The organism is Micromonospora sp. NPDC051196, from assembly GCF_040682415.1.
GTDB lineage: Bacteria > Actinomycetota > Actinomycetes > Mycobacteriales > Micromonosporaceae > Micromonospora.
Genome location: NZ_JBFBAY010000007.1, coordinates 228,473 through 242,213, shown reverse-complemented (window position 1 = coordinate 242,213; position 13,741 = coordinate 228,473). Strand labels below are relative to the sequence as shown.

Sequence of the window (13,741 nt, the reverse complement as noted above, 5' to 3'; positions counted from 1 at the left end):
GGGCGGATCGCCGCACGACCGGAACCCCGGTCAGGACTCCTGTTGGTCGGCGTCGTCAGACTCGTCCGCGTCGCCTGGCCGACCGCCACCACCGAGTAGCCGGGCGGCGTCGGTGCGGCCACGCCGGGTGCCCGTCTGGTACGAACTCATCATTCGTCGAACCTGTTCGGGTTCGCGGATCACGTCTTCGTCCTCCTCCGCGGCCTCCGGCTCGGCCCGCAGAGCCGGCGTGATGCTGGCCTGCCGGATGCGGACCGGCAGGCCCGACTCGGTGCGAGCCGCCTCGGCCGGAGCGGCCTCGACCGGGGCGGTCGTAGCCGCGCTGCCCATCGGGGAACTGTCCGTGACAGGTGGATCGGCCAGCCGGCCGTCGCGGGTGTCCAGCGGCAGCCTCGGCGGCCCGGACACGCCCTCGCCTGCGGGTGGGGTCGTGACCGGCACGCTGATCGGGATGGTCGGTCCGTCCAGTGCGGAGTGCCCCGGTCGACGCCGTGACCTGGTCGGCAGCCCGCCTTCGGTGGTGTCGGTCGCGCCGAGCGCGAACTCCACCGGTGTGTCGGCCACGCGTCGGTCAGCGCGCCGCTGCTCGACGTCGACATCGCGGTCCGGACGAGGTGCGGGCGGCAGCGACGGTGCGGCCAACGCCACCGGTGCGACCGACCGCTCCGCGGCAGTCACCGGGATCGGCCCGGCAGCCAGGGCCGGCGTGTCGGTGCTCGGGCCGTCGACGGCCTCCGGCTCGCTGCCGTCGATGATGATCAGGTTGCTCGGGATCAGCACCACGGCGGTCGTGCCGCCGTACGCGGACTCCTTGAGCCGCACCCGCACCCCGTGCCGGTCGGTCAGCCGGCTCACCACGTAGAGGCCCAACCGGGAGGCGTCGGCGAGGTTCAGCTCGGACTGGTCCACGATCCGGTGGTTGGCGGCGGCGAGGTCCTCTTCGGTCATGCCCAGACCGCGGTCCTCGATCTCGATGGCGAAACCGTTGGCGACCAGTTGCCCGCGTACCTCGACGGTGGTGTGCGGCGGAGAGAAGGACAATCCGTTCTCGATCAGCTCGGCGAGCAGGTGGATGACGTCACCCACCGCCCGGCCGGCGAGCGAGACGCCGCTGACGGGCAGCACGGTGACCCGGGTGTAGTCCTCGACCTCACCGACCGCACCGCGGATCACGTCGACCATCGGCACACTGCGCCGCCAGGCCCGGCCCGGCGTCGAGCCGGAGAGCACGATCAGGTTCTCCGCGTTACGCCGCATCCGGGTGGCCAGGTGGTCGACGCGGAACAGATCCTCCAGTTCCTCCGCGTCGTGCTCCCGCCGCTCCATCGCGTCCAGCAGGGTGAGCTGGCGATGCACCAGGGCCTGGGTACGCCGGGCCAGGCTGAGGAAGACCTCGCGGACCGCCCGGCGCAGCTCGGCCTGTTCCACCGCCGTACGGATGGCGGTCTCCTGCACGACGTTGAAGGCCTTACCCACCTGGCCGATCTCGTCGTCACCGAATCGCAGCGGCGGCGCCTCCTTGGCCACGTCCACCTGGTCGCCGCGACCGAGCCGCTCGACCACGCTCGGCAGCCGCTCGTTGGCCAGCTGGAACGCCGCGTCGCGCAGCCGTTGCAGCTGCTGCACCAGGGCCCGCGCGGTGGTGATCGAGACGACCACCGAGGCGATGACGGCGAGCAGGCCGAGACCGGCGGCGAGCACCAGACGGATGACGACGCCGATCGCGACGGGGGTGGCCCGCTTGACGATCTCGTCACCACCGGCCAGCACCACGTCGCCGATCTCGATGAGCGAGGCGGAGGAGACCTGGTTCCACTCCTGACTGTCGAACGGCAGGCGTGAGGTACCGGAGGCGAGCATGATCTGGCTTTCCAGATTAGCCAGCTGCTTGAAGTTGGTGCCGGCGATCATCTGCTCGTAGCGACGCTGATCGGCTTCGGGCAGCCGGACGACCGCCTGCTCCGCGAGGAACTGCCGGGCGCCCACCAGGCGCGTGAATTCCGCGCGCTCGGTCTGGGTGATCCGACCGGCGGCCAGGATTCCGGCGAGCATGGCGTCCTCCTGGGACACCAACTCCCGAGCGCGGTTGAGCCGGATTAGTTGGGCGGTGTTCTCGGCGACCTCGTCGTCATCCAGGTTGCCCAGCTCGTCGTAGACCTCGTAGATCGATTCGATCAGCCCGGTGAACGCCTTGATGGCCTCCCCCCGGCCGATGTTGCGCTGGTCGACGGCGGCTCGGGTTTCCGGCAGCACGGCCAGGCCCCGGTTCAGCGCGTCGATCCGTTCGTGCAGATCCTTGCTGCCGAGCAGGCTCACCTGCCAGTTGTCCGTCGACTCGACGAACTCGGCGGCCAACTCGTCGGTACGCTGGCGCAGTTTCCCCAGTTCGGCGCGCTGCGACTCGTCCGGGCGCCCCAGGTACACCAGTGAGGTACGCCGTTCCAACTGCAGTTGCATCAACAGCGGTTCGGTGGGGTCGAACACCTTTACGTCGAGCGCCTGCACGCCGACGAGGTTGACTCCTTCTCGGACGGTGACCCAGGCGGTGAAGCCCCAGAGTGCCACCAGCGAGGCCAATAGGGCCACGACCTTGGTACGCAGATTCGAACTGCGGGAACCCATTACACCGTCCCTGGCCCTGAGCTAATTAGATCGGTCGGTCAACGTCGCGTCACGCACATCGACCCCGGCGCACGCTAACAGCGTCACCGCGCCAACTCAAGCGGTCGTGATCATGCCCTGGTCGGCTCCACTCCACGTGCCAGCGGCAAAGCCTGGTTATTCGTCGGCACCGCCGCATGCGCCAGTTTTCGTGCCGCGATCACGGCCGCCCGGACAATGAGAATGGGCGCGTACAGATCTTTGTCATGCCACAGTGGAGGGTGATCGGATCGTTCGTCACGCAGTTGCCCGAGTGCCCGGCACACGGCTGCGGTCACCTCCGGCCGGATCGGCCGGCCGCTGCCCAGCAGGATCTGCACCGCGTACGCGGTCTCCTCGACCGTCGTGGACCAACGCCCCCAGCCGCCGTCGTCGCGTTGGGTGGCCAGGACCCGGTCCACGGCACGGTCGATCGCCGCGTCGGCCGTCTCCGACGGTGCGTAGCCGGCCAGGGCCGACACCGCGCAACAGGTGGCGTAGTAGGGCGAGGCGTGCCAGCGGTCCACCCAGAGCCCGTCCGGTTGCTGCACGTCACGCAGCCACCCGGCCAGCGACGTCACCCGGGCGGCGTACCGGTCGGCACCGTCGCTGGTGTGCCGGGCGTGCCAGCCCAGTGTCTCCAGCACGTGTGCGTTCGTGGTGACCGACTGCCCGTCCTCACCCCGCCAGGTGCAGAAGTGACTGCCCAGGTCATAGCGGAGCAGGCTCGCCGGGTCCACCGGGTGTCCCAGCCGGGCGAGGGCGTACAGCACGGTCGAGGTGGTGTCGGCGTCGGCGGGCAGACCCGGCCCGGTGGCCGCCCCGTCCGGCCCGAGCGCGGCGATCAGTTCCGCCACCAGTTGCGCGCCGGGACGGACCGGCACACCCACCCGGGCCAGCGTCGCGAGGGTCCAGGAACGCTCGAAGACCGTGATCGGTGTGCAACACGGGACCGGGCCCCCGTGCCGGGCCACCACGGCGTCGAGGTACGACCGCGCGGCCTGGTCCTGGTAACCCCGGTGGCCCAGCCACGCGGCGGTCGCCGCCGGCGAGGCGCCCACCGCACCGTCGATCGGGGTGACGTCGTCGCGGACGGCGGCGGCCGGTCCGAGCACCTCGTACGCGTGCAACAGCTTGCTGGGCACCGGTCTGCCGCTGGCCAGCAGCGCGTTGACCGCGTCCACCCGACGCCGGTCGACCCGCAGCAGCGCGCCGGGTGCACCGGGCAGGGCGTCCGCGCCACCCAGCTCGACCAGGAGCGCGTCGATCCGCGCTGTCAGGGCCGGCACTATCAGGTCGGCGGCCGGGGTGTCCGGCATGGCCGCGCCGTCGCCGAGGCGTCGGTCCAGTGCCGCCAGCCCACGGATGGCGGCGGCGACGATCTCGGACCGGTCCGGTCCTGCCGAGTCGAGCGGATCGGCCCGTACCAGGCTGGCCAGCAACGCCTCCACCGCACTCACGGTCGGGACCAGGGCGTACCCGCCGGCCGGGCCCCAGCTGCCGTCCGCGCCCTGCTCGGCGAGCAGGTACGCCAACCGCCGTGGGTGTCCGTCGACCCACGGCGCGTCGGCGACGAGCCGGCCGGTCTCGTACACCGAGGTGCTGACCTGGCCGTGGGGCTGCCGTTCCAGCTGCGCGAGCAGATCACCGACCGCATCGGTCAGCGCCGATCCCGCCGCTGCACCGGGGGTGAGCGTCGGTGCCGTCACGGCACCCCCCAGAAGTCGGTGGAACGGTAGAAACCGCTGCTGAAGCCGATCTGCCGAGCCAGGTAGTCCGCCTGCACCGGGCAGCTCTCGCGCAGCGCCTCCAACAGTTGGCGGGCCTGCGCGACCAACTCGGCGATACGCTGCTCGACCTCGGCGCGCGGCACGAGCAGCAGCGCGTTCAGGTCTCCCCACCGCAGGTCCCGCTCGTAGGTGCCGAGATCGTTGACGAGCCGCAGGATCCGCTGTACGCGGTCGCTCGCCGCGAGCATCGCGTCCAGCTGCCCGAGCGTCGCCGGATCGGCCGTGTGGATCCAGTGCACGACGTTGACCACGGTGCAGGCCAGGTTGTCGGCGTTGTCGAGGTATTCCTCGAAGCTGGGCAGCTTGTCGGGGGTCTGCTTCCAGTCCCACTCCCGCGCCATGGCGGCGAGTACCTTGCGGGTCTCCTCCCGCCAGCGGCCCCGATGCGCGGCGAAGGCCGGTACGGTGGCCAGTTCGTCACGCAGCTCGGCGAGGAAGGCGCCGAGGGAGTCTCCGGGCTCCGGCGTACCACCGTCGGCCACCGCCAGACAGCGTGCGGTCAGCCGGTCGATCTCGTCGCGCGAGCGTGCCTCGTGGTCCACCAGCCAGTCGACGGCGAACCCCCACAGCACCGCCCGGTTGGTCAGCCGCAGCTGGGCCACGTCACACCAGGGTGCGCCGAAGGCGATCGCCATGGCCACGTTGCCGAACAGCGTCGCGTCGAACGGCTTGGCGGGAAACAGGTCCGGGTAGGCGGCCGCCACCTGCGCCAGGTCCCGCTGCCCCTGGGCGGCGAGGGCACAGATGCGTCCCTGTTCGGCGGCCACGCTCATCTGGTCGCCGCCGGTGCTCGGCGGCGTTTCGGTCAGCGAACTCACGCCGCGACACCCGCCACGGGTCGCAGGGTGACCTCGACCCGGTCCAGGGGACGCAACGCGGCAGCCACCTTGATGCCGGGTACGGCCGGGCGACTCAGCCGGAACCGGTACCGGCTGAGCAGGGTGGCGACGATCAGCGTCGCCTCCAGGTAGAACAGGTGCATCCCGATGCACTGGTGCGGCCCGCCGCCGAACGGGAAGTGCGCGTACTTGGGTCGACCGCGGACCAGCTCCGGCCGGAACCGGTCCGGGTCGAAGACCTCGGGTCGGTCCCAGAACTGCGACATCCGGTGGGTGATCAGTGGGCTGACCACCAAAGTGGAGCCGGCCGGAATCCGGACCCCACCGATGACGTCCTCCTCCACCGCCATCCGGGGAAAGAGCCAGCCGATCGGATAGAGCCGGAGCAGTTCGTCGAGCACCTGCCGGGTGTAGCGCAGTTCGCGCAGGTGCTGCCCGCGTACCGGCTGGTCGCCGACCACTCGGTCCAGCTCCTCGTAGAGCCGGGTGGAGATCTCCGGGTTCTGTTCCAGGTGCGGCCAGAGCCAGGTGAGCACGCTGATGGTGGTCTCGGTGGTGGTGGCCACCATCGCCACGGTGTCGTTGCGCACCTGACGCTCGTCCAACCGGCCGCCGTCCTCGGTGCGCCCTCGCCACAGCGTGGAGATGATGTCGTCGGCGCCCTCGTCGGCGGTGTCCCGCGCGGCCCGGATGGTCGGCAGCAGCAGGTCGTCGATGAGCTGCACGGCGCGACGGAACGTCCGGTCGCCGGGCATCGGCGCGGCCAGCGGCGCCCAGGGCAGCAGGATCCGAGGCATCACCGACCAGGCGATGGCGTCCTGCGCCTCCATGATCCGCATCGCGTCCGGCACCGAGATCCTGTCCGCGAAGAAGACCCGCATGATCGCCGAACAGACCACCTGCGCCTGCACCTTGCCCATGTCCACCGGCTGGCCGGAACGCGCCGGCTCGGCCAGCTCGTCGATCGACTCCTCGATCGCCACGGCGAGACGGTCGACCAGCCCGTCGATGCGACGGGCGGTGAACAACGGCTGGAGGATCTGTCGGCTGTTCGTCCAGTGTTCACCGTCGCTGAGAATGCCGTCGCCGAACAGCCGCTTGAGCGGTCGCCACTGGAGGCCGTCCCCGGCTCGGACATAGTTGTCGGACTTTTCCCGCAGCACGCGCTGGAGATGTTCGGGGTGGGTGATGAGGAAGGGACGGAAGGCGCCGAGGTTGAGCTTCACGACCTCGCCACCGGACCGCTCACCGAACTCCACCAGGGCGCGGGCCGGGTCGCGCAGCAGGCCCGGCAGTACGCGCCGCAACGGCACCGAACCCGCTCGTCGGCTTTGGACAATTGTCGCGTGGTTGGTTCCCACGTACAGACCCCCGGGGTATGGGTTTACTCTTTGGAATGCCACGGTTGCGAAGAGCATGACATCGCAGCGGTATTCCTCACTAGTCGCGTGCCGAGAAATCTTCATGGTCGACATTCCCGCTGTCCACAACGGATTTGGCGCCGTACGGCGACCACCATCCGCCGTGATCCGGCACGCCCGGCGGCCCGACGGCCACCCCCAGGACCCCACTCAGACCATGTTTGCCCAGCTCAGCACGGCCACCAAAGGAGTGGCGACCACGGTCGGTACTCATCGACACACGGGTCGTCAACCACCAGACCCGGTCGGTTAGGGTGATCTATGTCATGTCCGGCATACGGGCATCAGCACCGACCGGCCCGGCCCGAGGCTCGCTGCGGGTGAATCCAGGCGTGGCCCGTCCCGCTGTGCCACGCTCAGGGGATGGACGACAAGACCATCCTGAGCCGGATCTCCGAACTGGTCGACGAGGAGCACCGGTTGCGCGCCGATGCGCAGGCCACCGAGGCAGGCACCGACGACGACGCCCGGACCCGGCTACGTGAGCTGGAGGAGTCCCTCGACCAGTGCTGGGACCTGCTCCGCCGTCGGCGTGCCGCGCGGCAGGCACATGGCGACCCCGAGGCGCAGGGCGCCCGGCCGGTGTCGGAGGTCGAGCGGTACCTCCAGTAGCGGTGGACCGGCTCCGGGCGGCTGTCGGTCCGCCACCCGGAGCCGGTGATCAGCGCAGACCCGCCTCGCGCGCCAGCAGTTCGGTCAGCGCGGCCGGCTCGGCGAGGCTCGACGGCAGGCCCCGGGCCACGAACCAGGTGGTGACGATCCGGACGTCGCGAGCCAGGAAATCGCGCCCCTGCGGGTTCGCCACCACGTCCACCACCTGCGGCAGATCGATCAGCACCAGCCGCCCGGCGTGCACCAGCAGGTTGTACGGTGACAGGTCGCCGTGTGCGTATCCGGCCCGCGCCAGGACCATCAGGGCCTCGACCAGTTGCTCCCACAGGTCGCGTAGCTCCGCGCCGACCGGCCGTAGCTCGGCCAGCCGGGGCGCGGCCCGCCCAGCATCCGGGTCACCGACGAACTCCAACATCAGCTCGGTGCCGCGCAACTGCACCGGGTACGGCACGGCGACCGTCCCGTACCGGTCGCCGATCTCCCAGAGCCGGGCCAACGCGGCGAACTCGGCCGCCGCCCACTGCCCGGCGATCATCTGCCGGCCGAACGCCGTCCGGCCGGTCATCGCGCGCATCTCCCGGGACCGGCGGACCCGGCGTCCCTCCAGGTAACCGGCGTCGCGGTGAAAGAGCCGGTGCCTGGGGTCGCGGTAGCGCTTCGCCGCCAGCAGGCAGGCACGATCGCTGTCGGGGACGGCCCGGCGAACCAGGTGGACATCCGCCTCCTTGCCGGTCTTGAGCACCCCCAACTCGGTGTCCTTCGCGGCCAGGTCGGTGACCAGCCAGGCCGGATGGGGTTGCGGACCGTGCACGGCGTCGTCCCACGAGGACCAGACGGCGCCGGTGTCCGGATCGGGGTCGTCAGCGAGGTCGGCGGGAACCGGCTCGGACGGGCGCCCGCGCTTCAGAAAATACGGTTCGTCATCGTCGTCGAAGCGGCGCTTGCCGCGGGTGTGGCGCTCTCGCGCCGAGAAGTCGTGATCGCGCACTGCGCTGTAGTCCCTTGGTCGAGGCGGTTGGAGGCAGGAAGTGACCTGCGAAGACGGCCATGACCGACCCCCTCTCCTCGACCGGGCGAGCACCCGGCTGCACGATGCGCGGACCATGTTCGCGGCGCTCACCACGCCGCGTCAATCGCTTTACGGCTCGGCCGGCCTCACGCGCCCATCACGGCGGCGACTGCGGCGATCACCGTGTCGACCGTGACGGTCGGGGCGAAGCGGGTGTCCGTCCATCGCCGCCCCCGGTGCAGCCAGATGCTGGGCAGGCCGACGGCGGTCGCGCCGCCGATGTCCGCCTCGGGGCCGTCACCGATCACCCAGGCCCCGCGCAGCGGCATCCGTACCCGCTGGGCGGCCAGCGCGAAGATCCGGGGATTGGGCTTGCTGACCCCGGCTTCCTCCGAGATCACCCAGTCGGCCACGTACCGGTCCAGGCCGGTACGCCGGATCTTGGCGTCCTGTTGGCGTACCGCCCCGTTGCTCACCACCACCGGCATCCAGCCGGCGCCGTCGGCGATCCGCAAGGCACAGGCGACCAGCGGATCGAGGCGGGTGAACCCGACCACCCCGTCGTGCAGTTCCTCCACCAGATCGATGGAGGGGATACGCAACCGGTAACGGTCCCGGATGGCGTCCGCGACATCCCAGCGGTCGGTGAGCCCGTCAGCATCGATCGACAGCAGCCATTCGATGTCACCGGGCGGCGCACCGATGCCGTCGAGGAAACGCTCTGCCCAGATGCGGAACGGCCCGGCCCGGTCGAGCAGGGTGTTGTCCAAGTCCAGCAGGAGCAGCGGCACTCGGGAACCCTACGGTAATCGGGTACCCGGCCGACAGGTCCGGACGTTACGCACATATGTCGAACCAAGCCTGGCCGGCATCATCACGGCTCCTGACCGGCGAGCAAACCAAGCCGTACGTACGGTTTGCGTCAGCCCTGGTGTGCTGACACCATCGGACTGTGCCCAGAGTAAGTCAGGACCAGCTCGACGCCCGCCGACAGGAAATTCTCGCCGCCGCGCGGGCCTGCTTCGCCCGGCACGGCTACGAGGGCGCCACCGTACGCCGCCTGGAGGAGGCGACGGGGCTGTCCCGGGGTGCCATCTTCCACCACTTCCGCGACAAGGACTCCCTGTTCCTCGCCGTCGCCGAGGACGACGCGGCGGCGATGGTGGCCACGGTCGCCCGTAACGGCCTGGTCCAGGTGATGCGCGACCTGCTCGCCCGGGCCATCTCCCCGGACACCACCGGCTGGCTGGGCAGCCAGCTGGAGGTCTCCCGGCGCCTGCGGACCGACCCGGCCTTCGCCAAACGCTGGGCCGAACGATCCGCCGCCATCGCCGAGGCGACCCGAGAGCGGCTGGCACGCCAGCGTGACGCCGGCGTACTCCGCGACGACGTCCCGATCGACGTGCTGGCCCGCTTCCTCGAACTCGCCTACGACGGGTTGGTGCTGCACCTGGCCATGGGGCGACCGGCCGGCGACCTCGGCCCGGTGCTCGACCTGGTCGAAGAAGCGGTACGCCGCAGATAACGACGAGGTAACCGCACCTCCACCCTCGTCGATTACTGGCATCGCCGCCGCACAATGAAAGCGCGTTCCCTCGCCCGACAGGAGCAGGCCATGATGGAGCCCGCGGCAAACTTCGACACCTGGGGTGTACCCAGTCGCACCTTCCTGATTCTCTACCTGCTGGCCGCCGTCGTGCTGGTCATCGGCACCCTGATCCACCGCCGGCGCACCCTGGCCGGCCGCTCGGCACCCTCCGCCGACCAGCTCAACCCTCAGCAGGTCGCCTACCTCAACGGCGGGGACGACCTCGCTGTCTGGTCCTCGGTCAGCAGTCTGCGCAGCCAGGGCCTGATCGGGGTGCAACCCACCGGTGCGCTCATCGCCGAAGGGGCGTTGCCGCCAGGAGCCACTCCGCTCGACCGAGCCGTGCACCACGCGGCTGGTCAGCACTACCCCGCCCGGCAACTGCGACGCACCGAGTGGGTGGCCCGCGCCCTCGACGAGTTGCGCGACGGCCTGGCGCGCCACGACCTGCTGGTCGGTCCGGACCGGCGGGCGGCACTGCGCCTGGGCTCGCTGCTGCTGGCCGCGCTGGTGGCGCTCGGCGTCGCACGCATCGCCGCCGGCCTGGCCAACGACCGTCCGGTCTGGTATCTCGTGCTCATCGTCGGCGGGCTCGCGGTGTTGACCACGATCCTGTTCGTCCGGGTACCACGCCGGACCCGGGCGGCCCAGGACGCCCTACTCGGCCTGCGACACCGAAACCGCCACCTCGCACCCGCCGCGAAGCCGGCGTACACCGTCTATGGCGCCGCCGGACTGGCGATGGCGGTGGCGCTCTACGGCACCGCCTCGCTCTGGGCGCTGGACCCGACCTTCGCCCAACAAGCCGACATCCAGCGCGAGGCGATGGCGGCCGGCGGCAGCAGCAGCACCGCAGGCGGTTACGGCGGAGACAGCACCTCAGACAGCGGTGGTGGTGGCTGCGGCAGTGGTGGCGGCGGTGGCTGCGGCGGCGGTGGGTGTGGCGGATGACCGGTCCACGCGGGGTGGGCATCGGCTGGCGGCCCGAGATCGCCGGGTTCGTCGCCGAACTTCCCGGCCTCCAATTCGTCGAGGTGATCGCCGAGGCGGTGCCCACCGCCGGCCCGCCGCCGGACGCGCTGGTCGAGCTACGGCAGCGCGGCGTGACGGTCGTACCGCACGGGGTGCGGCTCTCCCTCGGCGGCGCCGAACCGGTCGAGCCGGCCCGGGTGGCCCATCTGGCGGCGGTCGCCGAGCTACTGGCCGCGCCACTGGTCAGCGAACACATCGCCTTCGTACGGGCCGGCGGGGTGGAGGCAGGGCACCTGCTCCCGCTGCCGCGTACCCGTGAGGCGGTCGACGCGGTCTGCGCCAACGTCGCGCGCGCCCAGGCCGAGCTGCCGGTGCCGATCGCACTGGAGCCCATCGCGGCGCTGTTCGACTGGCCCGACGACGAACTCGACGAGGCGGCGTTTCTCAGCGAGATCCTGGCCCGCACCGACGCGCTACTGCTGCTCGACATCGCCAACGTGCACGCCAACGCCCGTAACCGGGGCACCGACCCGCTCGCGCTGCTGGACCGGCTACCCCTGGAACGGGTGGCGTACCTGCACGTGGCCGGCGGCGCCGAGCAGGGCGGCTTCTACCACGACACGCACACCGACCCGGTTCCCCCGCCGGTGCTGGAACTGCTCGCCGAGCTGTGCGCGCGACGCCGTCCACCGGCGGTGCTGCTGGAACGCGACGGGCACTATCCGCCGGCCGCCGAGCTACGCGCCGAACTGGACGCGGTGGCCGCCGCCACCGGCTTCCCGCTGGTCACATGAGCGCGCTTCCCGCCGGTGACCCGAACGCCACCGACCACCGCCCGAGTACGCCCGACGCGCACCGCCCGGCGGACGGATCGCTGGCCTCGCGGCAGGCGGCACTGGTCGCGGCGCTGGTGGCCGGTGGGCCACCCCCGCCGGGCTTCGCGCCGGCCCCGTTGGCCGCCGCCCGAGCCGCGTTGCTGCGCAAGCGGGCCGGCGAGGTCGCTCGGCACTGGCCGCTGCTCGCCGCCGCGCTCGGCCCGAGTTGGCCGGCGACCTTCATGGCATGGGCCGGGGACCGGCCCACCGGTGGCGGACTACGCGACGGCTGGGACCTGGCCCGCGCACTACAGGCCCGCCGCGCACTGCCGGCGCTCGGCGCCGACGAACTGGCGGTGCGGGAGGCGACCTTCCGCTACGACGCAGACGAGCCGCCACGCCGCCGCCGGTCCCCCGCCGTCGGTCGGGCCGGCGGCGCCGTCGCCGTGCAACTCGCCGGCCGGGTACGCCTGATCCGCCCGGCCCGGTAGCGGCGCCCACCCGCCCACGACAAGCGCCGACCCGGCTCCGCCGATGGCCGCACTCACCCGCCCACGGGGGAGGGCCGACCCGATCGCAGTGCCCGCTCCGCCTCCAAGGGCAAGGGTGCGGGCGGGGCCGGGATGCCGGGTCGCGGGCGCGGTGCGGCAGGATCGTCGGTATGGATCTGGGACTGACCGACCGGGTGTACGTGCTCACCGGCGCCTCCCGTGGGCTCGGCTACGCCACCGCGCAGTGCCTGGTGGCCGACGGTGCCCGGGTGGTGCTCTCGGCCCGACGTCCCGACGAGGTGGCCGCCGCCACGGCCGACCTCGGCGGGCCGGACCGGGCCGTCGGCATCACCGCCGACCTCGCCGACCCGGCCACCCCTGGCCGGCTGGTGGAGGCAGCGCACCGGCACTTCGGCCGACTCGACGGGGCTCTGGTCTCGGTGGGCGGGCCGACACCGGGCAGCGCCGCCTCGGTCGACGACGAGCAGTGGCGACAGGCCTTCGAGACGGTCTTCCTGGGCAGCGTACGGATGGTGCGGACGGTAGCCGCCGCACTGCCCGACGGCGGCGCGATCGCGCTGGTGCTGTCCACCTCGGCCCGTGGGCCGGTGCCCGGACTGGGCATCTCCAACGGTCTGCGGCCCGGCCTGGCCGGTGTGGCCAAGGATGTCGCCGACGAATACGGTCCACGCGGTGTACGGGTGGTCGGACTGCTGCCCGGACGCATCCTCACCGACCGCAACCGGGAACTCTTCGCCGCCAACGGCGACCCGGAACAGGCCCGCGCCGAGGCGGAGGCGGGCATCCCGCTGCGGCGCATCGGCGACCCGGCCGAGTTCGGGCGGGTCGCCGCGTTCGTCCTCTCCCCGGCGGCGAGCTACCTCACCGGGAGCACCATCCCGGTCGACGGTGGCGCGCTACGCGGCCTGTGACCGTCGAGCCGCCCGCCGACCAGCACCGACGGCCCCGGCGCGGCCCCCGACCGGGTAAGGCGACAACACCCCACCCGAATCCACGCCCCACCCGTCAGGAACTGGCTGCGGCCGTCGACAAGACGCTGCCGGACGTCATCACCGCCGGGCTGGACGTCCTCTTCGTCGGCATCAACCCGGGGCTGTGGTCGGCGGCCACCGGCTGGCACTTCGCCCGCCCGGGCAACCGGTTCTGGCCGGCGTTGCACCGGGGCGGATTCACCCCTCGTCTGCTGCACCCCAGCGAGCAGGACACCCTGCCCGCGCTGGGGCTGGGCATCACCAACGTCGTCGCCCGAGCCAGCGCGCGGGCCGACGAACTGACCGCCGCCGAGCTGGTGGCCGGCGCCCGGGAGTTGACCGAGAAGGTCGCCCGGTACCGGCCCCGGTGGGTCGCGGTGGTCGGGGTGACCGCGTACCGGGTGGGGTTCGCTCGGCCGAAGGCGACCTTCGGTCGGCAGCCTGAGCCGCTGGCCGGTGCCCAGCTCTGGGTGCTGCCCAATCCCAGCGGCCTGAACGCCCACTACACCCCACAAACCCTCGCGGCCGCCTTCGCCACGCTACGCGAGGCCACCACCACATAGCCCCTTCGA

Annotated in this window: 13 protein-coding genes; 7 read left to right on the top strand and 6 right to left on the bottom strand. The window is 71.6% G+C overall.

Annotated elements, in window-relative coordinates:
* Positions 1-30: 30 nt before the first annotated feature.
* From AB0M35_RS16515 to AB0M35_RS16500, 4 genes are all read right to left on the bottom strand, one after another.
* Positions 31-2,622, bottom strand: a complete 2,592-nt coding sequence (locus AB0M35_RS16515) for a nitrate- and nitrite sensing domain-containing protein (protein ID WP_363746067.1) — start codon at positions 2,620-2,622, stop codon at positions 31-33.
* A 110-nt stretch (positions 2,623-2,732) separates the two neighbouring features.
* Positions 2,733-4,349, bottom strand: a complete 1,617-nt coding sequence (locus AB0M35_RS16510; protein ID WP_363746065.1) for a prenyltransferase/squalene oxidase repeat-containing protein — start codon at positions 4,347-4,349, stop codon at positions 2,733-2,735.
* Complete coding sequence (locus tag AB0M35_RS16505; protein WP_363746220.1) at positions 4,346-5,203, bottom strand: terpene synthase family protein; 858 nt, start codon at positions 5,201-5,203, stop codon at positions 4,346-4,348. Before AB0M35_RS16505 ends, AB0M35_RS16510 begins: the two co-directional genes overlap by 4 nt.
* Positions 5,204-5,244: 41 nt before the next feature.
* Entirely contained in the window at positions 5,245-6,582 is a 1,338-nt protein-coding gene (locus AB0M35_RS16500; RefSeq protein ID WP_363746064.1) for a cytochrome P450, read from the bottom strand.
* A 471-nt stretch (positions 6,583-7,053) separates the two neighbouring features.
* Between AB0M35_RS16500 and AB0M35_RS16495 the strand changes: the two genes are divergently transcribed.
* Entirely contained in the window at positions 7,054-7,302 is a 249-nt protein-coding gene (locus AB0M35_RS16495; protein ID WP_363746062.1) for a DUF2630 family protein, read from the top strand.
* Between the two features lie 49 nt (positions 7,303-7,351).
* Here the strand turns inward: AB0M35_RS16495 and AB0M35_RS16490 are convergent, their stop codons facing one another.
* Entirely contained in the window at positions 7,352-8,290 is a 939-nt protein-coding gene (locus AB0M35_RS16490; RefSeq protein ID WP_363746060.1) for an RIO1 family regulatory kinase/ATPase, read from the bottom strand.
* 167 nt (positions 8,291-8,457) lie between these two features.
* A complete protein-coding gene (locus AB0M35_RS16485) occupies positions 8,458-9,102 on the bottom strand; it encodes an HAD family hydrolase (RefSeq protein WP_363746058.1) in 645 nt (214 codons plus the stop codon).
* 161 nt (positions 9,103-9,263) lie between these two features.
* Between AB0M35_RS16485 and AB0M35_RS16480 the strand changes: the two genes are divergently transcribed.
* The 6 genes from AB0M35_RS16480 (at position 9,264) to mug (ending at position 13,732) form a co-directional block, all read left to right on the top strand.
* A complete protein-coding gene (locus tag AB0M35_RS16480; protein WP_363746056.1) occupies positions 9,264-9,836 on the top strand; it encodes a helix-turn-helix domain-containing protein in 573 nt (190 codons plus the stop codon).
* Positions 9,837-9,926: 90 nt separating this feature from the next.
* Positions 9,927-10,850, top strand: coding sequence for a TIGR04222 domain-containing membrane protein (locus tag AB0M35_RS16475; RefSeq protein ID WP_363746054.1), 924 nt, complete (start codon positions 9,927-9,929; stop codon positions 10,848-10,850).
* Positions 10,847-11,665 (top strand): DUF692 domain-containing protein, encoded by an 819-nt coding sequence (locus AB0M35_RS16470; protein ID WP_363746052.1) that lies wholly within the window; start codon positions 10,847-10,849, stop codon positions 11,663-11,665. The genes AB0M35_RS16475 and AB0M35_RS16470 overlap by 4 nt, the downstream gene beginning before the upstream one ends.
* A complete protein-coding gene (locus AB0M35_RS16465) occupies positions 11,662-12,177 on the top strand; it encodes a hypothetical protein (RefSeq protein WP_363746050.1) in 516 nt (171 codons plus the stop codon). The genes AB0M35_RS16470 and AB0M35_RS16465 overlap by 4 nt, the downstream gene beginning before the upstream one ends.
* 170 nt (positions 12,178-12,347) lie before the next feature.
* Positions 12,348-13,109 carry an SDR family oxidoreductase gene (locus tag AB0M35_RS16460; protein ID WP_363746048.1) on the top strand — a complete coding sequence of 254 codons (762 nt, stop codon included), beginning with the start codon at positions 12,348-12,350 and terminating at the stop codon, positions 13,107-13,109.
* Between the two features lie 101 nt (positions 13,110-13,210).
* Positions 13,211-13,732 carry a G/U mismatch-specific DNA glycosylase gene (gene mug / locus AB0M35_RS16455; protein ID WP_363746218.1) on the top strand — a complete coding sequence of 174 codons (522 nt, stop codon included), beginning with the start codon at positions 13,211-13,213 and terminating at the stop codon, positions 13,730-13,732.
* The last annotated feature ends 9 nt before the right edge of the window (positions 13,733-13,741 follow it).

Excerpts from the sequence above, each read along its gene's own strand:
- AB0M35_RS16515 (WP_363746067.1), bottom strand. The coding sequence starts at position 2,622 with ATGGGTTCCCGCAGTTCGAATCTGCGTACCAAGGTCGTGGCCCTATTG.
- AB0M35_RS16505 (WP_363746220.1), bottom strand. The coding sequence starts at position 5,203 with ATGAGCGTGGCCGCCGAACAGGGACGCATCTGTGCCCTCGCCGCCCAG.
- AB0M35_RS16495 (WP_363746062.1), top strand. The coding sequence starts at position 7,054 with ATGGACGACAAGACCATCCTGAGCCGGATCTCCGAACTGGTCGACGAG.
- AB0M35_RS16475 (WP_363746054.1), top strand. The coding sequence starts at position 9,927 with ATGATGGAGCCCGCGGCAAACTTCGACACCTGGGGTGTACCCAGTCGC.
- AB0M35_RS16470 (WP_363746052.1), top strand. The coding sequence starts at position 10,847 with ATGACCGGTCCACGCGGGGTGGGCATCGGCTGGCGGCCCGAGATCGCC.
- AB0M35_RS16465 (WP_363746050.1), top strand. The coding sequence starts at position 11,662 with ATGAGCGCGCTTCCCGCCGGTGACCCGAACGCCACCGACCACCGCCCG.
- AB0M35_RS16460 (WP_363746048.1), top strand. The coding sequence starts at position 12,348 with ATGGATCTGGGACTGACCGACCGGGTGTACGTGCTCACCGGCGCCTCC.